The sequence below is a fragment of the Cupriavidus oxalaticus genome (assembly GCF_016894385.1).
GTDB lineage: Bacteria > Pseudomonadota > Gammaproteobacteria > Burkholderiales > Burkholderiaceae > Cupriavidus > Cupriavidus oxalaticus.
Genome location: NZ_CP069811.1, coordinates 1,689,944 through 1,707,468, shown reverse-complemented (window position 1 = coordinate 1,707,468; position 17,525 = coordinate 1,689,944). Strand labels below are relative to the sequence as shown.

The following is a 17,525-nucleotide window of genomic DNA, read 5'->3' as shown; positions in this document are numbered from 1 at the left end:
GGCCACATGGGCTGCAGAGGCTCAGGACAGGCGGGCAATCTCCTCAAGCAGCGCCGTTTCCATTGCCTCGATCGGCGCGCGCTTGCAGCCGGTGTAGAACTCGACCTGGGCGCATGCCTGGTGCAGCATCATGCGCGTGCCGTCGATGGTGCGGCAGCCAAGCGCCGCGGCATCCCGGATCAGCTTGCTCCTGACCGGGATGAACGCTGCGTCCATGACGACCAGGTGCGAGGCGAGCTGTCCGGCGACCGGGTTGACATCGGGGGCGCGAAAGCCCGCGGCGGTCGCGTTGGCGAGCATGTCGAAGTCCGCGGCGCGGAAGTCCGCCAGCCCGCCGCCGAAGCGCAGGCCCAGCGACGCGGCCAGTTCCTCGCCGCGCGCGGCGGTCCGGTTGAACACGGTCACGCTGGCGCCGGCCTCGCGCAAGCCGTAGGCCATGGCCCGTGCCGCGCCGCCCGCGCCCAGCAGCGCAATGCGCTTGCCGGCCACCTCGGCCACTTCCCGGAACGCGCGCACGGCGCCGATGCAGTCGGTGTTGTAGCCGGTCAGTACGCCATCGATGTTGTTGATGGTGTTGACCGCGCCGATGGCGCGCGCGGTTTCGTCAAGGTGGTCAAGATGCGGGATCACGGCCTGCTTGTGCGGCATCGAGACATTCATGCCACGCACGCCGAGCGCGCGGATCGATTGCACCGCGCCGGGCACGTCCTGCACGCCGAAGCACACAAAGGTGTAGTCGATCTCCAGCGCCCGGTAGGCGGCGTTGTGGATGCGCACATTGAAGGTAAAGGGCTCGCCCATGATCGAGCCGCACAGCGTGGGAATGGAGCTGGGCATGGCGGGTGTCCTTGCGGGAGAAATCAGGCGGCGGCCTGGGTGGCCCGGCCAGCGCTGGCCGCCAGGTCGAAGCGCGCGGCGGGTTGCCGCCCGGCGAGCGCGTCCAGCAGGTTGCGCGTGGCGAGTTCGGCCATGGCACGCCGGGTCTCATGCGTGGCCGAGCCGATATGGGGCAGGGCGGTCACGCTGGCGTGGCTGCGCAATGGTGAATCCTGGGGCAGGGGCTCGGTGGCGAAGACGTCCAGCCCGGCGGCGCGCAGGTGGCCGCTGTCGAGCGCCGCCAGCAGCGCGTCTTCCTGCACGATCTGGCCGCGCGCGCCGTTGACGAAGATGGCGCCCGGCTTCATCAGCGCGAACTCGCGCGGGCCCATCAGGCCACGCGTGCCGTCGGTCAGGGGCAGCGTGACCGCGACGATATCGGCCCGGGCCAGGGCATGGTCGAGCCCCACCCGGGTGGCGCGCCCGGCCAGCTCGGGCGGTTCCCCGGCGGTCTCGTTGACGTAGAGCACCTCCATGCCGAAGCCGAGCGCCGCGCGGCGCGCCACGGCCTGGCCGATGCGCCCGAAGCCCAGGACCGCCAGGGTCTTGCCGTGCACATCCCAGCCGAACAGGCTTTCGCCGATATTGGCGCTCCAGCGGCCTTCGCGCACATGGGCGGCAAGCTCGACCAGGCGGCGGCTGGTGGCCATGATGAGCGCGAAGACGGTGTCGGCGGTGGTCTCGGTAAGTACGCCGGGCGTGTGGCACAGGGTGATGCCGCGCCGGTGCAGGCAGGCGAGGTCGTAGTTGTCGACCCCCACCGAGATGCTCGAGATCACCTCCAGCTGGCCCGCTTCGGCCAGTTCCGCCGCGCCCAGCTTCACGCTGGAGCCGATCAGGCCGTGGGCGTTTGCCAGCGCGGCGCGAAAGGCCGGCCGTTGTGCAGGCTGGCGCGGGTCGGCCACGATCACGTCATGCTCCGACTCGATCCTGGCGAGCAGGTCATGGGGAATGGGACGGAACACCAGGACATTCTTGCGCATGAGGAAATCCTTGTCGCTTTACAAACTGGCCGCTGCCAGCTGGGCGTGGGTCGGCAGGCCTTCGGTATCGCCACGGACCTGCACCGCGCGCGCACCGATCCATGCACCGCGCCTGACGGCGTCGCTCACGGGCCGGCCTTCCAGCAGCGCGCTGATCACGCCCACGGCAAAGCCATCGCCCGCGCCAACGGTGTCGACCACGCGCTCGACGCTGTATGCCGCGACATGGCCGGTGCCGGCCTCGCCATCGAAGTAGGCGCCGTGGGCACCCAGCTTCACCACTACCAGGCTGGCGCCACGGGCACGGTAGAAGGCGGCAATGCGTTCCGGCTCGGCGTGGCCGGTGAGGAAGCGGCCTTCTTCGATGCCGGGCAGCACCCAGTCGGACTGCTGCGCCAGGTCGTTCAGGGTGTCGCGCATCAGCTCGGGCGTGGCCCACAGCGTGGGCCGCAGGTTGGGATCGAAAGAGATCGTGCGGCCGGCGGCGCGCATGGTGGCGATGGCCTGGCGCGTGGCGGCCCGGGTGCCTTCGGCAAGCGCCGGGAACACGCCGGTGACATGCAGGTGCCGCGAGCGCAGCAGCCACTTGTCGTCCAGATGTCCGGGGGTCATTCGGCTCGCCGCCGAGCCGCGGCGATGGTATTCGACGGGCGGATCGCTGCCGTCGTCGACGCGGCCCTTGAACTGGAAGCCGGTGCGCTCGCCGGGCTCGCACGCCACCTGGCTGCAATCCACGCCTTCGCGCCGCATGGCGTCGAGCAGGTAGCGCGCCATCGAGTCATCGCCCAGGCGGCTGGCCCAGCCGACCTTCAGGCCCAGGCGCGACAGGCCGATGGCCACATTGGTCTCGGCACCGGCGGTGCGCTTGTGGAAGGTCTGCACGCCTTCGAGCGGGCCGGCTTCGCCGGCGACCAGCATCAGCATGGCCTCGCCCAGCGTGACCACGTCAAGATCGGCGCTCATGCGGGGACCTCCACCGAACGCAGCAGTTCGACATGATGGCGCGTGACCTGCACCAGGTCGTCGCCTTGCAGCGGGAATTCGATGGCCCGGGCAACGTCCGCGGGGAGTCGGCGCAAGACGCTGCGCCAGGGTGCGGCGGACTGCTCCAGCGGCACCGCGATCCATTTGGCGGGGGTGCGCTGCACGCCTTTGCAGTGCACATAGCCGACGTCGGCGGCGAAGACCTGCGCGGCGTCGAGCGGATCTTCCCCGGTCCAGTGCCAGTTGCCCATGTCGAAAGTCATTGGAATGGTTGCGCCGAGCGCGCTGGCACGCGCGAAGAAGTCGCGCAGCGGCGGTACGGTGCCGGCGCGGGCGGTCTGGTCGTTTTCCACGACCAGTTCGACGCCGTCCTGCCGCAGCCAGGGGAGCAATGCCTCCAGCGCGGTGCCTGCGCGATAGCCGCCAAGCGACATCTTGACCCGGCTGGCGCCGAGCGCCAGCGCGGTCGTGAAGGCGCGGTCGAGCGCGGCTGCATCGAGGCCGCCGGCTTCGCTCCACAGGCCTTCCGGGCTGGACCAGACCACGCTCAGGCCGTGCTGCGCCGCGACTTCGCGCTGTTCCCTGACTTCATCGGCGTGGCCGCGCTGGAGTTCGCCGCGGAACTCCACGCCGTCGGCACCGGCCGTCGCGGCAATCCGCGCCAGCGCGGCCTGTCCGTCGCGATGCGCGAGGTCGGCACCATAGGCCGTCAGCGAGACCAGCACCGGCGGGCGTGAAGCGTTATCTGCTTGCCACTGGCTCATTTCAGGGCTCCCGCACTGAGGAACTGCTGCAGTTCCGGCGTCTGCGGCTGCGCGAACAGCGTCCTGGACGGGCCCGCCTCATGCACCTTGCCCTGGTGCATGAAGATGGTGGTATGCGCCATGCGGCGCGCGAACTCCATCTCATGCGTGACCAGCACCATGGTCATGCCGGAGGCAGCCAGGCACTCCATGACCCGCAGCACTTCTGCGGTCAGCTCGGGGTCGAGCGCGGAGGTGACTTCGTCGAACAGCATCACCTTGGGCTCCATCGCCAGCGAGCGGGCGATGGCCACGCGCTGCTGCTGGCCGCCCGAGAGCTGCTCCGGGTAGCAGTCCTTCTTGTCCAGCAGGCCGACCTGGGTCAGCACCCGGTCGACAATGCCGTCGATCTTGCCGGCTGCCATCTTCTTCACGATGGACGGCGCCAGCGCGATGTTCTCGCCCACGCTCAGGTGCGGGAACAGGTTGTAGCTCTGGAACACCATGCCCACGTCGCGGCGCAGGTCCAGCAAGCGCTTGCGGTCGTGGTCCAGCTTATGCCCCGCGACGGTGATATTGCCGGCGTTGATCGTTTCCAGGCCGTTCAGGCAACGCAGCATGGTGCTCTTGCCGGAACCGCTGCGGCCGATGATGGCGACCACCTGGCCGGGCTCGATCGCGAACGAAACGCCCTTCAGGACCTCGACGTGGCCATATGACTTGTGCACGCCCTGAGCTTCAACGATTGACATGGAGCCTCCTTTCCATGCGCCTGGCTGCCGACGACAGCGGGAAGCAAAGCGCGAAGTAGATAAGTGCGACGACGACAAAGACCGCGAAGGGCTGGAAGGTCGCGTTGTTGATCAGCTGGCCGGCGCGGGTCAGTTCAATGACGCCGATGATGGAAGTGATCGAGGTGTTCTTGACCAGCTGGACCGAGAATCCCACCGTGGGCGGCAGCGCCAGCCGGACCGCCTGCGGCAGCACCACGTGGCGCAGCTGCTGCCAGCGCGTGAGCGCGAGCGCCTCGCTGGCTTCCCACTGTCCCTGGGGCACGGCCTCGATGCAGCCGCGCCAGATCTCGCCCAGGTAGGCGCTGGCGTAGATCGACATCGCCAGCATGGCCGCAACCATCGGCGAGAGCTTGAGCCCCAGCACGGAGAGCCCGTAGTAGCTCAGGAACAGCACGATCAGCACCGGCGTTCCCTGTACGACCTGGATATAGGCGGCGCTGGCCAGGCGCAGCAGCGGGCTTCTGGCGGTACGTGCCAGCGCCACCATGAAGCCGGCCAGCGTGCCGCCGACAAAGGCGAGCAAGGTCACCCACAGCGTCCAGCGTGCCGCCAGCAGCAGGATTTCAAGATGGTTCCAGGAGAATTCGGTGATCATTTCGCGCTCCCTGCAACCGCTGCCGCCAGGTCCGTCCGTGCCAGCGGCACGACGGGGGCCGTGCGGGCCCGCTTGCGTGCGCGTGCCACGACCCGCCTGCGCCTGAACACCAGGTTGCCGATCAGGGCAAAGCTGGCGCGCAGCAGCAGGGCCAGCCCGATATAGATGAACATGACCAGGATGTAGCTCTCGAAGGTGCGGAAGGTCTGCGAGTCGACCTGGCTGGCGACCGCCGTCAGCTCTTCCACCGAGATCGTCGACACCACGCTCGAGGTCAGCATCATCAGCGTGAACTGGCTGGTCAGGGCGGGATAGACCTTCTCGAACGCCGGCACCAGGGCGACGTGGCGGATCAGTTGCCAGCGTGTCATGCCCAGCGCGGCGGCGGCTTCGAGCTGCGAGCGGTGTACCGCCTGCAGGCCGGCCCGGATGATCTCCGTCGAGTAGGCGCCGAGATTGACGGTCATGGCAATCACCGCGGCGGTGACGGCATCGATCTGCAGCCCCACCGTCGGCAAGCCGAAGAAGATGATGAAGAGCTGGATCAGGAAGGGCGTGTTGCGGATGGCTTCGACGTATGCCCTGGCGACGCGCTGCAGCCAGGGGCCGCCAAAGGCGGCGGCAATGGCGCCGGCGGTGCCGACCAGGGTGCCAAGCAGGATCGAGCCGAAGCTGAGCGCCAGCGTCATCGCCGCGCCTTCCGCGAAGCGGTCGAGCTGCGACAGCACCGGGGTCCATTCGAATTGGTAGTGCATGCGGGTCTCCTGGCGCGCCGGCTGGCGCCGGCGCGCAACGTCAGGCTGCCTGGTTCAGAACGCCTGCAGCGCGGGCAGTGCCTTGCCGGTCCACTTCTGCGCAATGGCATCGAGTTCGCCATTGAGCTTCACGTAGGAGATGGTGGTGTTGAGCCACTGGCGCAGCTCGAAGGCATCGCGGCGCACGGCCATCGAATTGGGTTGCACCGAGAACGCAAACTTGGCGTCGAACTTGCCGGCGCCGCGCGCCTTCATGATCTCGTTGCCGGTGGTATTGGGCAGGGCGATGGCGTCGACCTGGTTGCTGATCAGCGCCTGCGCGCAGGTGGCATCGTCCTCGAAGCGCACGATATTCATGCCGGGCACGGCCAGCCGGCTCAGCGCGGTGTCCTGCGTGGTGCCGCGGGTCACGCCCACCTTTTTCTTGCCTAGTTCGGTCAGCCTGGCGTACTTGGCGGCGACCGGCGCGAAGATGGTCAGCTCGAACGCGCTGTAGGGCGCGCTGAACATGATGGCCCGCGCCCGCTCGGGCGTCGGCGCCAGCGTGGCGACCAGGAAGTCGACCTTGCCGGCTTCCAGGGCCGGAATCCGGCTGGGCGAAGTGAGCGGGACGATATCGACCGGCACGCCGAGGTACTTGCCCAGCAGGTTGGCCACGTCGACGTCATAGCCGGCGGGTTTGCCGGTGGCATCCGTGGTGCCGAAGGGCGGGGCGCCGGTCACCACGCCGATGGTGACCTTGCCCTTCTTGACGATCTCGGCGACGGTCTGCGCCTGGGCGGTGAAAGCGGCGCTGGTCAGGACCAGCAGGGTCAGCACGGGCGCTGCTACGCGGCGCAACAAGCGTTGGACGTTCATCAATGTCTCCTGCACGTATATGGAATGTGTCGCTGGCGTCGCAGCGTTCGGCAAGCACCGTCTTGAAACCGGTTTCAGGATTATAGGAAACCGGTTTCAGAGATCCAGCAGTGGAAACCCTTACGGACAAAACACCGGCGCGATGCGGAAACAGGCACGGCCTCAGCACTCGCGCAGTGCGTTGCGGGTGCGGGCGCGGATCAGCGCGCGCGGCGGACGCCGGCGCAGGCGGGCGAGGGGATCAGGCGCGGCGGGTGGACCCGCGCGTGACCAGGGTGCCGGGCAGCAGGACCCGGCGTGGCGGCAGTTGCGCGCCTTGCAGGCGCTCGAGCAGGCAGTTGGTGGCAACGCGCCCGATATCGTCGGTGGGTTGGGAAATGGCGCTCAGGCCAGGGCCGACCAATGCAGCCCATTCGGGATCGTCGAAGCCGACCAGGCCAAGGTCGGCGCCGAGCTGCCAGCCCAGCCTGCGGGCGGATGCGGCCACGCGCAGCGAGATTACCGCATTGGCCGCCAGCACGGCAACGGGCGTGTTCCCGGCGCGGCGGCGCAGGTCGCGCAGCGCCTCGTCCAGGGCGTCGTCGTCGCCGCGGTCGGCCTCGAAAGCGGTCCCGCTGACGGTGTCCGCGTGTTCGGCGATAAAGCCCTGGAAGGCACGGGCGCGCTCGTTGCGAGAGCTGATGGCCTTGATCGGTTCGCTGATGAAGAGCAGGTGCCGATAGCCGGCTTCGACCAGGTGGCCGGCGGCTTCATGGACGGCGGCCTGGTTGTCCAGGGCCACCAGGTCGACTTCGGCATCGCCGACCTTGCGGTCGACCAGTACGACTGGCTTGCCCAGCTGCGCCGCATCGGCCAGCGCGCCGGCATCGTGGCCGAGCGTGTGCAGGATAAAACCCTCCACCCGATAGGCCGACAGCGAGCGGATGGCTTCGCGCTCGAGTTGCTCGTCATTGCCCAGGTTAAACAGCATCACCATATAGCCGGCGTCGCGGCAGGCCTTTTCCACGCCCCGCAGCACCGCCACCGAAAACGAATTGGAAACGTCGGCCACCACCAGCCCGATCAGGCGCGACTTGCCGCGCTTGAGTCCCTGCGCCATGGGACTGGGACTGTAGCCGAGCGCGCGGATGGCCGCGGCCACGCGCGCCTCGACGTCCGCGGACAACTGCTCGCCGCCCCGGTTCAGGTAGCGCGAGACGGTTGCCTTCGAGACCCCCGCATAGTCGGCAACGTCCTGGATGGTGAGTTTCTCGGCAGGTTTCGGGTCGGGCGTGGATCGGGGCACAGGGGGCGGCATCGGATTCGGGTCTTGGTGAAACCAGTTTCACAATTATGCCTCGGGGGTGGCGGGATTTGCCAGCCAGAACGAAAGGCGTGAGCCCATCAAAGGAACTCCTTGCGCAAATCGACGCTGCAGCGTTCGCCGATTGCGCTGTAGTTCTGCGCCAGCCAATGCCCGGCCTCATTGCGGCCCTGGTCGCGCAGGTGGCAAAGAAAGTCCCAGTCCGCATTGAACTTGCTGGACACGCCGAGCGCCGTCATGGTCTCGTCCGAGCGGATGGCGTGGATCAGCATTTCCTTCATCTCGGTCCGGTCTACCTTGCCGTCCTGGATGAGGCTGGTGACGAAGCTGATCGCACGAAGTTCGCGGATCAACGAAGAATTGAAGCTGACTTCGTTAATGCGATTGAGAATCTCGGCTGCCGTCCTCGGCACGCCCTTGCGAACGATCGGGTTGATATGGACGATCACCACATCCCGCGTGGCGCAGTGATAGATCAGCGGGAAGATGGCAGGGTTGCCGACATAGCCGCCGTCCCAGTAGTGCTGGCCGTCGATCTCCACGGCCCGGAACAGGGACGGCAGGCAGGCCGAGGCCAGCACCGCCTTCAGGCAGATTTCCTCGCGCGAGAACAGGCGCAACTTGCCGGTCTCGACATTGGTTGCGCACAGGTAGAGCTGGATCGGGCAATCCCGGCCCAGGGCGTCGAAATCGACATGGTGGGCAAGCACGTCGCTCAGCGGGTTGAAGTTGAAAGGATTGAACTGGTAGGGGGAGAGTACGCGCAGCAGCAGGTCGGTCAGCAGGTACATCGGCGAGATGTCGAGCCCATGGCCGCGACCCGTCCAGATCTCCCATGGCAGTTTGCGGAACGGGCTGTAGAGCCGCGCGGTGCCGGCAACGTCTTGCCAGAAGTTGTGCAGCGCGGTGCGGGCGCCGGGCGGGCCGCCCTTGAGCAAGCCGTAGGCGAGTACCACGGCATTCATTGCGCCGGCACTGGTGGCGCTCACGCCTTCGATGGCGAGCCGTTCGTCTTCGAGCAGGCGGTCAAGCACGCCCCAGGCAAAGGCGCCATGGGCGCCTCCGCCCTGCAATGCGAGCGTGATGGGCTTCACGGAGCCCTGGGCCTTGCCTGCATGGCGCGCGCCCGGCTTGGTTGACATGTCGCGACCCTCAGTCTTCCGGCTGAGAGCAACTGACCTGCCCTGCGATCGATGACCAAGGTCTTGCGGCTGATCGTTGGCATGCGCTCTCCCGTTTGCACGTTGAACAGTGGGCCGCCATTGATGCATGTGGCCCCGGGCAGGCAATGTGCCGTGACAGGGAGATCAGGTCCGGACGCTTTCCCGGCGCACTCAGAATCCCGGCGCACTCAGAACCTGTGCCGCACGCCTAAGGCGACGCCAAACATGTTGCTCTGCCCGTTGCCGAGGACATAGCTGTTGCCTAGCGACAGGCTGTTGGCATAGAAGGTCGCCAGCGACTCGAGCATCAACCCGGCGTTCTTGGCATAGGCCGTGGTCAGGTAGAGATCGGTGCGTTTGGACAGCGAGTAGTCGGCCACGAAGGAGACCTGCCACGGGTTGGCCACGCTCGTGTTGCCGTAAAGGTTCTTGACGTCGTCGTAGTTGTACTCGAGCGTGAGCGCGAGCGCCGGCGTGACCTGGTAGTTGGCCCCGATCCAGTAGAAGTCATCGCGCTGGATCAGGACATCGGCCGCGTTCCTGTTCTGGCCCCAGCGGTAGCCGCCCATGATCTTGGCGGGGCCGAACGCGTAGCTGGCGCCTATCACGGCCTTCTTCATGATGCCGGTGCCGGTGCCGATGGTGGGATTCCATTGGTCATAGCCGGCCGTCGCGGCGAACGGGCCGAACGTGTAAGCCAGTGCCCCGCCATAGGCGGTGTCGCGCCGGAACTGCCCCGGGACTTCGCCATTGCCGCCGATCGGGATGGGGAACCCTACCGAGGCGGGCAGGGCCACGCCGGCGCCGAAGGACCAGTGCGCGAGCGCAGTCAGCCCCCCGAACTTCCCGGTGTACTTGATGGTGTTGTCCTCGCGGTAGTTGGGGCCGGACTGCAAGACGATCGGCTCATACTGCGTGGCATAGGCGGTTGGAGAGAAGTTGGCCAGGGCCTCGAACATCGAGGTGTACTGCCGGCCCAGGCTGACCTGGCCGAAGCGGTTGCTCTGGATGCCCACGAACGCCTGGCGGCCGAACAGGCGGCCGCTTTGCTGCGACAGGCCGGAATCGAGGCCGAAGCCGCTTTCCAGCACGAAGATGGCCTTGATGCCGCCACCCAGGTCCTCGTTGCCGCGCAGGCCCCAGCGCGAGCCGGAAAGTCCGCCGGAAGTCAGTCGGTAGGCATCGTTGCCCGGTCCTGGGTTGAATCCGTTGGCGGCCGTCGGCACGACGCCCGCGTGGTTGACGTATTCCACGTTGGCGTCGATCACGCCATACAGCGTGACGCTTGACTGCGCGAGGGTTGCCAGCGGCCATCCCAGCAGAGACGCCAGGGCCGTCCTTTTCAGTGACATGCTGTTCTCCTCTCTTCTCTCTTTTTTGGGGTGCCAGCCACCACTTCATTCTTCGCATGCGTGACCTTGCAGCATGCTGCCGGGCAGCCTGTTCGAGCTTAGGAGCGCGGCCCGTTTCCCGCCAGCAGCCGACGACCGGAAAGCGCGGGAAACACACAGTAGTGTCGGCAAATTGCGACAGCCGCCGGGCAGGCGCCATCAAGAGCCGGCTATGGGACCACAACAATCCAGGATAAGGGATCGGACTTGAACGCCATGGGCGCCGGCAGGGGCGCCAGCGCGACTTACTACTGCTGCTGCTTGCTGCCCTTGATGTTGCCTGCTACGCCACCAGCCACGGCGCCGATCGCCGCGCCGGTCCAGCCGCTGCCTCCCGCGATGGCCGCGATGCCCGCACCCGCGGCTGCGCCGATGCCAGCACCGGTCACGGTGCCTTGCTGCTGCGGTGTCATATTCGTGCATCCGGCAGCGCCGGCGACGACCAGCGCTGCACCAATCAGTTGGAGTCCTTTCATGGCGTCACCTTACTTCCTGGTCTGCAGACCGGGAACAACCATTTCGAACCAGATCGTTTCAATGACCGGCCGCTGCAACTGGTCAGGATGTGTCGCGTACCAGCGATCCACGCCCTGGCGCACCGAGTCGAGCGAATGGCCCTTGAGCCCTTTTGCAAAGCGCGGAACGATGCTTTGCGAGTCCGGCGGCGGCTTGCCTTCGTGATAGGCGATATCAACCTGGACCAGGTTGGCAATGCCTACGAGGTAGGCCTTTTTTGTCTGTTCGGAGGAATCTGTCCACTGCTTGCCAGTGATCAGCGGAACCTCATCGGCGCGGGAGCCAGTCGCCAATGTCAACGTTATCAGTGCTGCGGCCGTCACTGCGAGCCGGCTCAGTCTTGTCGCCATTGCAGTCTCCCTCAGCGGTTACCGCCACCCCAGAGGCGGGCGCGTTTGTTTCTTCATATTAGTCTCTATCTGGTTTCCAGCTACCGCAGCGAATGGCGCTACCGGTTCCGCCATCCCGAATCGCGAAGCCGCGTGAAGCGCCTTGCGGCACTCCGATCGTGGCTATCGGGACAAGGGACCAAATGTGGCCTGAGGCTCAGTACAACACGTCCAGCTCGTCGAACAACTCGCTGTCCTTCTGCGCCGCCGAACGCGCGCGGCGCCGGATCTCCTGCAGCAGGCAGTCGGTGAAGCACTGCGCCGCGGGACCGCGCACCGCGTTGTGGCGCGTGATGATGCCAAGCCGGCTGGTTTCGAATTGCTCGGCCAGGGCAAAGGCGTGGACCCAGCCACGCATCGGGTCGGTCAGCAGCAGCGGCCGTGGGCAGTAGCTGATCATGCCGGCATAGCGGATCAGTTCCAGCAGCAACGCGGTGGAGTGCGCGCAATGCAGCCGGGACGGGTCGATCTGCGCATCATGCTGCCAGAACAGGTTGCGCATGAAGGACTCGTAGCTGCCGCGGTGTAGTTGACGACCCAGTCCTGTTCCAGCAGTTCGTGCAGCGAGCGCGCTTGCCCGCACGGATGGCCGCGCCGGGCGATCACGCACGAGGTGTACGCAAGCTGCCGATCCGTGAAGCCACGGGCCTGCCGTATGCGGTGGCCACGGCGCGGTTCCGCACCGTGCGGTCGATCCGGTGGTGGCCTGCGCGTCGATGGTGATGGCGTTGCAGTCGGTGGTGTCGCGCAACGTGAATCCCCTTGACATGGCCATCGTGACCGTCGGCGCGATCGAATCCGGCAAGGCGTCCAACGTCATTCCCGAGAGTGCCGAGCTGCGGCTGTCGGTACGCGCGCTGAAGGCCGAAGTGCGCGACCTGCTGCAGGCGCGCATCACCGCGCTGGCGCATGCCCAGGCGGACAGCTTCGGTGCCAGTGCCGAGGTGTACTCCGGTCAGCGGGAGCTTCGGCCAGCTGATGCTGTCGCTGGCCACGTTTGGCGTGCGAGGTACCATGCCGGCGCCAGCGGGCTGCCGGTCCGGGGCGGCAGATTGCGATGCGCAAGGGCCAGCACAGGGCCGGCTCCACCTAAGCCGGGAATTGGCCAGGCAAGACAATGCCTGGTCATGCAAGGAAACGGATGCGGCCAGGGGGGCGCACCGACCGCGTCGGCGCAGCGCTTGCACTCAGGCCAGTTCGCCGGAAGCCTGCGCCCCCTCGTCGTGCTGCGCTTCCTCGGCATGTTCAGCCGTGCGGCCCGGCAGCACCAGGTTCAGCGTCACCGCCACCAGCGACCCCACCGAAATGCCCGAGCCGAACACCTCCTGCACGAACAGCGGCAGCCTGGACAGCAGTTCCGGGCGGAAAGTCACCGCCAGGCCGCAGCCGATCGACACCGCCACGATCAGCGTATTGCGCTGCGTGAACTCGATCCGGCTCAGCATGTTGATGCCGCCCGAGACGATCATCGCGAACATCATCAGGCCGGCGCCGCCGAGCACCGGCTGCGGAACCGTCACCACCAGCGCGCCCAGCACCGGGAACAGCCCGGCCAGCAGCAGCATCACGCCGGTCAGTGCCACCACGTGGCGGCTGGCGACGCCGGTCAGCGACACCACGCCGACGTTCTGCGCGAAGGTCGACAGCGGCGGGCTCGAAATCAGCGCGGCAAAGGCCGAACCGAAGCCGTCGCACAGGATGCCGCGCGACAGCTTGTTGCCGGTGATCGGCGTCTGCGTGGCCGAGCCGAGTGCCATGAAGGTGCCGGTGGATTCCACCGTCGTCACCAGGTAGGCAATCGCCATCGCAACGATGCCCGACACCGGGAACGACAAGCCGAAATGCAGCGGCTGCGGCAGCGCCAGCACCGGCGCATTGCGCATCTGCGTGAAATCGACCAGCCCCAGCGCCAGGCACAGCAGGTAGCCGCCGAGGATGCCGATCACGATGGCCGAGGCCGAGATCATGCCCTTGCCCCACTGCACCATCGCGATCACCAGCGCCAGCACAAAGGCCGCGATCGCCAGGTTGCCGACCGCGCCATACTGCGGGCTGCCACGGCCGCCGGCGGCCCAGTCCACCGCAACCGGGATCAGCGACAGGCCGATCATGGTGACGACCACGCTGGTGACGGTATGGGGAAACAGCTTGCGGATGGTCGGCATGAAGTGGCTGCCGACGATCATCAGCAGCGAGCCGGCCAACGCCGAGCCCAGGATGCCGGCCACGCCGTGCTCGGCGCCAACGCTGATGGCAGCGCCGACGAACGAAAAGCTGGTGCCCATCACGCACGGCAGGCGGATCCCTACCGGGCCCACACCCTTGCATTGAATAATGGTGACCACGCCCGAGCCGATCAGGGCGGCATTCACCAGGGCAATGATTTCTGCGGTCGGCAGCTTTAATGCCCCGCCGATCACCAGCGGCACCGCAATAATGCCGCCGAGGGCGGCGAGCAAATGCTGAAGTGCCAGCAGCACGGTAGTGATGCGCGGCGGACGGTCTTCCACCTTGAACAGCAAAGGTGCCATTCACGTCTCCTGTTTATCCGGGTGGATGGTTCCACCTTTTTCGTTTGTTCCGGGCCGGCCGGCATATGCCGCCGGGAGGGGCAATGCACGCGCCGCGGAAGTATCGATCCGGCTTCCGCGGCGCGCCCGGCATGCTATCCGGAAAGTAAATGGAAAATCAATCTGTTTGATTATTCCGCTGGCGTTATGTTATCGGGCGGGGAATAGTGTATATAGGCAGCTTCGGGAAATATATTGTCGGCCGATAATATCGGATTGCGGCTCCTGTCGAATGACGGCCGGAATCGCGCACGAACTCGCAGGATCATTGCAGGCAGCTCTTTTGTCAGGGGATAATCCGCTGTGACATATATCACCAGCGAGAATGTCGTCATCCTTTCGGTGATATCGCATCGCACTGGTCGTTGTCTTGCCGGATTGTCGTGCGGCGGAAATGACGGTCCCGTCAACAATTTGCATCGACAATTTCCCCGTGGGCGTTGATCCCGTGGGGCCACGCCTGGGGATAAAAAAATGCCGCCCGGCGCCTGCCAACGCCGGGCGGCATGTCCGGCGCCACTGTCAGGCGGTGAGCCAGGCCTCCGCTTCGCAGCGGTCAAGGAGACAGAGATTCAGAGGACATCCGCTACCGCCATGGCGGCGGCGGCGACAGTTGAACGCGCCGCTGCCGGGCAGGCCCTCGTCCGTACATACCCTCGTTGACGATGAAATTTATGGGAATAAAATCTAATTCACAAATATGAATAATGATGCGCCGAAGCCACGTCCTGGCGCGGCGTGCCAATTGGAGACAGCCAGATGACCATCAACCTGCGCCGCCGCGCGCTGCTGTGCGCCGCCGTGCTGGGCACCCTGCCCACGCTGGCCTGGAGCGACACCTATCCCAGCAAACCGATCCGCATGGTGGTGCCGTTTTCCCCTGGCGGCGCCACCGACGTGGTGGCGCGGCTGATCTCGCAGAAGCTGGGCGAGGCGCTGAAGCAGTCGGTGGTGGTGGAGAACCGCCCCGGCGCCAACGGCATCATCGGCACCGATATCGTCGCGCGCGCGGCGCCGGACGGCTACACGCTGCTGCTCAACACCGCCGGCGCGCAGACGCTCAGCCCGCTGCTGTACAAGGCCGGCTACGAACCGCTGAAGAGCTTTGCGCCGATCTCGCTGATCAGCAATATCGGCTTCGTGATGGTGGTGCACCCGTCGGTGCCGGCCAAGACGGTGCAGGAGTTCGTGGCGCTGGCCAAGTCCAAGACCCGGCCGCTGAGCCTGTCGGCAGGCAGCAGCATGATCGAGCTGATCGGCGCGAGCTTCAAGGCGACCGCGGGCATCCCTGATGTCGTCAGCGCTTCGTACAAGGGTACCGGCCCGCAGATGCAGGCGGTGGTGTCCGGCGAGGTCGACATGACCATCGATCCGTTCAACTCGATGGCGATGATCAAGGCGGGCAAGCTGCGCCCGCTGGCGGTGTTCTCCTCCAAACGGTCGCCGGCGCTGCCGCAGGTGCCGACCATGCAGGAGGCGGGCTTCGACGGCATGGTGTTCAACTCGTGGGCCGGCCTGCTGGCGCCCGCGGGGACGCCCAAGGAGATCGTCAACCGGCTGAACCAGGAGGTAACGCGCATCGTCGCGCTGCCGGAGATCAAGGAGAAGCTGGAGGCGATCGACTACGAGGCGGTCGGCAGCACGCCGGAACAGTTCGCCACCACCATCGCCGAGGATACGGCCCGCTGGGCCAGGATCGTCAAGGAAACCAACTACAAGGCGGGTTCCTGATCCGGCGAACGACCCGCCGCGTGCGGGTTGACCCGCTTCCGGCGCAGGCATTACACTGCGCCCCGTTCTGATAAACGGAGCTATCCGTGGGCAGTTGTTCCAGTCATTCTCGCGGAAGGGGATTGCCCCGGGCCGCCATCGCACGCTGAGCAACTGCAGTCTTGTGGCTGCAGGCGCGGCATCGCTGCCTGCAGGTTTCCATCGACGTCAATCCCGGTGAGCGCGCGCTGTCGCTGAGCCGGCGGCGCCCCTTTCCTGTCCATCGAAATCGTGTCACGACCGTCGTGTATCGTCGTCGGCCGTGTCCCCGCATGTGTCCAGGAGGGTTGCCATGGCATGGCACCATGTCTTTGTCCGTCTCGCCGCAGTGGCCTTGCTGGCCGCCGCCTGCCGCCCCGCGATCGCCGCGCGGCCGCTGATCACCGACGACGCCCGCATCGTCGATCCCAAGGCCTGCCAGCTTGAATCGTGGATGCAGGTCCAGTCCGGCGGCAATGAATTCTGGGCGTTGCCGGGCTGCAACCCGACGGGAAATCTCGAACTGACGCTGGGCGGGTCGCTGCAGCGCGTGGACGGCGGCACGGATTTCACCAACGTGCAGTTCCAGGGCAAGACGCTGCTCCGGCCGCTGGAAACCGGCGGCTACGGTGTCGCCTTTACGGCTGGCGTGATCCACCATCCGACTGCGCAACAGCGCAAGCTGTTCGGCAACGTCTATGTCAACGTGCCTGTGTCATTCTCGTTTGTTGAGGACCGCTTCCTGGCGCACCTCAATGTCGGCGGCAAGCGCGATACCGAAGCGGAACAGACGCGCATGACATGGGGTGTCGGCACGGAGACCCAGGTGCATCCGCGCGTGGCCATCGTGGCCGAGACCTTCGGCGAGAACCGCGGCAAGCCCTCGTTCCAGGCGGGGCTGCGCTTCTGGGTCGTGCGGGACCGGGTGCAGGTCGATACCACCTACGGCAATGTGTTCGGCGGTGGGACCGGCGAGCGGTTTTTTACGATCGGGTTGCGCTTGTTGTCGCCGGCGTTCTTGCCGTAGCGCGCGGAGCCAACGGTGGGCGCGAAATCCCCGCTTACCCGCTTAATGAAAGGCTAGCTCAAGCTCAATGCCGCTATAGTCGACGCGCGGTGCGAGCTTGCGGCGTGGCCCTTGCTCGAAGTGAACCAGCCCGTAGCTTTCCATCGTGCGCAACGTTCGCGACAGGTTCGACACGGCACGTCCGGTGCGTGCGGAAAGCTCGTCGAGCGATTCAGGATTGACTTCGGCGATCAGGGCGAGCAGGTGACGGTTGGCCGGAGACAGGACTTTGGCAAGGACGTCCAGCGACTGAAACCAGACCTTGGGCTCATTCTTCCCGGGCTTGAGTTCTCCGCGGGCAATTGCCATGGTCCGGGCTCTGAAATCTTCCAGTGACGCGATGCCGATCTTGAGTTTCCTGGTCATTGTTCACTCCTTGAGCCTTAGGATCTTGCCAACTTCAGTCCAGAAATCCTGAAGCAGGCTGGACGCATTCTTGTAGTCGTAAAACCGGACGCGGGCGCCAACATGCTGGTGATCGTACGCAATGCGCGTACGTGCGCCGGGGCCGTATCGGTCACGGATGCCATGAGCATTGTCGAAACCAAGCAAGCGGCGGCCACTACGTTCGTGCAGGGTCAGGCAGTACCTGATCCCATGCGGGCGTTCGGGCGATACGGCGCAGGCGCTGATATCGAACTTCACCCAGTAAATGCCCGCCTCGTCGAGAACGAAGCGGGTGCCATCCAGATCCAGCAAAGTGTCGAGGCCAAGGTCGCGCATTGATATGCTATCACAGTGTGATAAGAGTCAAGCGCCGGATCGCAACTAATTTCCCTGCGCGCATTGC

At 66.0% G+C, this 17,525-nt stretch carries 19 protein-coding genes and 1 pseudogene; 3 read left to right on the top strand and 17 right to left on the bottom strand.

The genetic code is table 11. From position 1 onward, the window contains the following. Positions 1-21: 21 nt before the first annotated feature. The 14 genes from JTE92_RS07520 to JTE92_RS07455 all read right to left on the bottom strand — a co-directional run bounded on the left by JTE92_RS07520 (position 22) and on the right by JTE92_RS07455 (position 11,852). Positions 22-837 carry a shikimate dehydrogenase family protein gene (locus JTE92_RS07520; RefSeq protein ID WP_063239084.1) on the bottom strand — a complete coding sequence of 272 codons (816 nt, stop codon included), beginning with the start codon at positions 835-837 and terminating at the stop codon, positions 22-24. A gap of 23 nt (positions 838-860) precedes the next feature. Next, complete coding sequence (locus JTE92_RS07515; RefSeq protein ID WP_063239085.1) at positions 861-1,859, bottom strand: 2-hydroxyacid dehydrogenase; 999 nt, start codon at positions 1,857-1,859, stop codon at positions 861-863. Between the two features lie 18 nt (positions 1,860-1,877). Then, positions 1,878-2,822 (bottom strand): sugar kinase, encoded by a 945-nt coding sequence (locus JTE92_RS07510; RefSeq protein WP_063239086.1) that lies wholly within the window; start codon positions 2,820-2,822, stop codon positions 1,878-1,880. Then, positions 2,819-3,607: a sugar phosphate isomerase/epimerase family protein gene (locus JTE92_RS07505; RefSeq protein ID WP_063239087.1), complete on the bottom strand. Its 789-nt coding sequence runs from the start codon at positions 3,605-3,607 to the stop codon at positions 2,819-2,821. Before JTE92_RS07505 ends, JTE92_RS07510 begins: the two co-directional genes overlap by 4 nt. Continuing rightward, positions 3,604-4,338 carry an amino acid ABC transporter ATP-binding protein gene (locus JTE92_RS07500; protein WP_063239088.1) on the bottom strand — a complete coding sequence of 245 codons (735 nt, stop codon included), beginning with the start codon at positions 4,336-4,338 and terminating at the stop codon, positions 3,604-3,606. Before JTE92_RS07500 ends, JTE92_RS07505 begins: the two co-directional genes overlap by 4 nt. Next, a complete protein-coding gene (locus JTE92_RS07495) occupies positions 4,325-4,975 on the bottom strand; it encodes an amino acid ABC transporter permease (protein WP_063239089.1) in 651 nt (216 codons plus the stop codon). The genes JTE92_RS07500 and JTE92_RS07495 overlap by 14 nt, the downstream gene beginning before the upstream one ends. Then, a complete protein-coding gene (locus JTE92_RS07490) occupies positions 4,972-5,730 on the bottom strand; it encodes an amino acid ABC transporter permease (RefSeq protein WP_063239090.1) in 759 nt (252 codons plus the stop codon). The genes JTE92_RS07495 and JTE92_RS07490 overlap by 4 nt, the downstream gene beginning before the upstream one ends. 54 nt (positions 5,731-5,784) lie before the next feature. After that, positions 5,785-6,588 (bottom strand): transporter substrate-binding domain-containing protein, encoded by an 804-nt coding sequence (locus JTE92_RS07485; protein WP_063239091.1) that lies wholly within the window; start codon positions 6,586-6,588, stop codon positions 5,785-5,787. Positions 6,589-6,829: 241 nt separating this feature from the next. Beyond that, positions 6,830-7,885 (bottom strand): LacI family DNA-binding transcriptional regulator, encoded by a 1,056-nt coding sequence (locus tag JTE92_RS07480; RefSeq protein ID WP_063239092.1) that lies wholly within the window; start codon positions 7,883-7,885, stop codon positions 6,830-6,832. Positions 7,886-7,971: 86 nt separating this feature from the next. Further along, entirely contained in the window at positions 7,972-9,033 is a 1,062-nt protein-coding gene (locus JTE92_RS07475) for a patatin-like phospholipase family protein (protein WP_063239093.1), read from the bottom strand. Positions 9,034-9,242: 209 nt separating this feature from the next. Continuing rightward, on the bottom strand, positions 9,243-10,406 hold the full coding sequence (locus JTE92_RS07470) for a porin (RefSeq protein WP_063239094.1): 1,164 nt from the start codon (positions 10,404-10,406) through the stop codon (positions 9,243-9,245). 287 nt (positions 10,407-10,693) lie between these two features. Next, positions 10,694-10,921 carry a YMGG-like glycine zipper-containing protein gene (locus JTE92_RS07465; RefSeq protein ID WP_063239095.1) on the bottom strand — a complete coding sequence of 76 codons (228 nt, stop codon included), beginning with the start codon at positions 10,919-10,921 and terminating at the stop codon, positions 10,694-10,696. Between the two features lie 9 nt (positions 10,922-10,930). After that, entirely contained in the window at positions 10,931-11,311 is a 381-nt protein-coding gene (locus JTE92_RS07460) for a hypothetical protein (protein ID WP_174544863.1), read from the bottom strand. Between the two features lie 196 nt (positions 11,312-11,507). Continuing rightward, positions 11,508-11,852 (bottom strand): LysR substrate-binding domain-containing protein, encoded by a 345-nt coding sequence (locus tag JTE92_RS07455; protein ID WP_232353435.1) that lies wholly within the window; start codon positions 11,850-11,852, stop codon positions 11,508-11,510. A gap of 157 nt (positions 11,853-12,009) precedes the next feature. Here JTE92_RS07455 and JTE92_RS07450 point away from each other — a divergent pair. Further along, positions 12,010-12,297 (top strand): annotated as a pseudogene (locus JTE92_RS07450) (peptidase dimerization domain-containing protein); the annotation flags it as partial. A 240-nt stretch (positions 12,298-12,537) separates the two neighbouring features. Here JTE92_RS07450 and JTE92_RS07445 read toward each other — a convergent pair. Next, complete coding sequence (locus JTE92_RS07445) at positions 12,538-13,881, bottom strand: nucleobase:cation symporter-2 family protein (RefSeq protein ID WP_063239096.1); 1,344 nt, start codon at positions 13,879-13,881, stop codon at positions 12,538-12,540. A 798-nt stretch (positions 13,882-14,679) separates the two neighbouring features. Here JTE92_RS07445 and JTE92_RS07440 point away from each other — a divergent pair. Both JTE92_RS07440 and JTE92_RS07435 read left to right on the top strand, forming a co-directional pair. After that, a complete protein-coding gene (locus JTE92_RS07440; protein WP_063239097.1) occupies positions 14,680-15,651 on the top strand; it encodes a Bug family tripartite tricarboxylate transporter substrate binding protein in 972 nt (323 codons plus the stop codon). A gap of 331 nt (positions 15,652-15,982) precedes the next feature. Next, a complete protein-coding gene (locus JTE92_RS07435; protein WP_063239098.1) occupies positions 15,983-16,696 on the top strand; it encodes a PA4824 family protein in 714 nt (237 codons plus the stop codon). 42 nt (positions 16,697-16,738) lie between these two features. Here JTE92_RS07435 and JTE92_RS07430 read toward each other — a convergent pair whose 3' ends face one another. Together JTE92_RS07430 and JTE92_RS07425 are read right to left on the bottom strand one after the other, a co-directional pair. After that, positions 16,739-17,101: an HVO_A0114 family putative DNA-binding protein gene (locus JTE92_RS07430; RefSeq protein ID WP_063239099.1), complete on the bottom strand. Its 363-nt coding sequence runs from the start codon at positions 17,099-17,101 to the stop codon at positions 16,739-16,741. 3 nt (positions 17,102-17,104) lie between these two features. After that, positions 17,105-17,458, bottom strand: a complete 354-nt coding sequence (locus tag JTE92_RS07425) for a toxin-antitoxin system TumE family protein (RefSeq protein ID WP_063239100.1) — start codon at positions 17,456-17,458, stop codon at positions 17,105-17,107. Positions 17,459-17,525: the final 67 nt, after the last annotated feature.

Excerpts from the sequence above, each read along its gene's own strand:
- JTE92_RS07455 (WP_232353435.1), bottom strand. The coding sequence starts at position 11,852 with ATGCGCAACCTGTTCTGGCAGCATGATGCGCAGATCGACCCGTCCCGG.
- JTE92_RS07495 (WP_063239089.1), bottom strand. The coding sequence starts at position 4,975 with ATGATCACCGAATTCTCCTGGAACCATCTTGAAATCCTGCTGCTGGCG.
- JTE92_RS07425 (WP_063239100.1), bottom strand. The coding sequence starts at position 17,458 with ATGCGCGACCTTGGCCTCGACACTTTGCTGGATCTGGATGGCACCCGC.
- JTE92_RS07510 (WP_063239086.1), bottom strand. The coding sequence starts at position 2,822 with ATGAGCGCCGATCTTGACGTGGTCACGCTGGGCGAGGCCATGCTGATG.
- JTE92_RS07435 (WP_063239098.1), top strand. The coding sequence starts at position 15,983 with ATGGCATGGCACCATGTCTTTGTCCGTCTCGCCGCAGTGGCCTTGCTG.
- JTE92_RS07470 (WP_063239094.1), bottom strand. The coding sequence starts at position 10,406 with ATGTCACTGAAAAGGACGGCCCTGGCGTCTCTGCTGGGATGGCCGCTG.
- JTE92_RS07520 (WP_063239084.1), bottom strand. The coding sequence starts at position 837 with ATGCCCAGCTCCATTCCCACGCTGTGCGGCTCGATCATGGGCGAGCCC.
- JTE92_RS07505 (WP_063239087.1), bottom strand. The coding sequence starts at position 3,607 with ATGAGCCAGTGGCAAGCAGATAACGCTTCACGCCCGCCGGTGCTGGTC.
- JTE92_RS07465 (WP_063239095.1), bottom strand. The coding sequence starts at position 10,921 with ATGAAAGGACTCCAACTGATTGGTGCAGCGCTGGTCGTCGCCGGCGCT.
- JTE92_RS07475 (WP_063239093.1), bottom strand. The coding sequence starts at position 9,033 with ATGTCAACCAAGCCGGGCGCGCGCCATGCAGGCAAGGCCCAGGGCTCC.
- JTE92_RS07490 (WP_063239090.1), bottom strand. The coding sequence starts at position 5,730 with ATGCACTACCAATTCGAATGGACCCCGGTGCTGTCGCAGCTCGACCGC.
- JTE92_RS07515 (WP_063239085.1), bottom strand. The coding sequence starts at position 1,859 with ATGCGCAAGAATGTCCTGGTGTTCCGTCCCATTCCCCATGACCTGCTC.
- JTE92_RS07430 (WP_063239099.1), bottom strand. The coding sequence starts at position 17,101 with ATGACCAGGAAACTCAAGATCGGCATCGCGTCACTGGAAGATTTCAGA.
- JTE92_RS07500 (WP_063239088.1), bottom strand. The coding sequence starts at position 4,338 with ATGTCAATCGTTGAAGCTCAGGGCGTGCACAAGTCATATGGCCACGTC.
- JTE92_RS07445 (WP_063239096.1), bottom strand. The coding sequence starts at position 13,881 with ATGGCACCTTTGCTGTTCAAGGTGGAAGACCGTCCGCCGCGCATCACT.
- JTE92_RS07485 (WP_063239091.1), bottom strand. The coding sequence starts at position 6,588 with ATGAACGTCCAACGCTTGTTGCGCCGCGTAGCAGCGCCCGTGCTGACC.
- JTE92_RS07460 (WP_174544863.1), bottom strand. The coding sequence starts at position 11,311 with ATGGCGACAAGACTGAGCCGGCTCGCAGTGACGGCCGCAGCACTGATA.
- JTE92_RS07440 (WP_063239097.1), top strand. The coding sequence starts at position 14,680 with ATGACCATCAACCTGCGCCGCCGCGCGCTGCTGTGCGCCGCCGTGCTG.
- JTE92_RS07480 (WP_063239092.1), bottom strand. The coding sequence starts at position 7,885 with ATGCCGCCCCCTGTGCCCCGATCCACGCCCGACCCGAAACCTGCCGAG.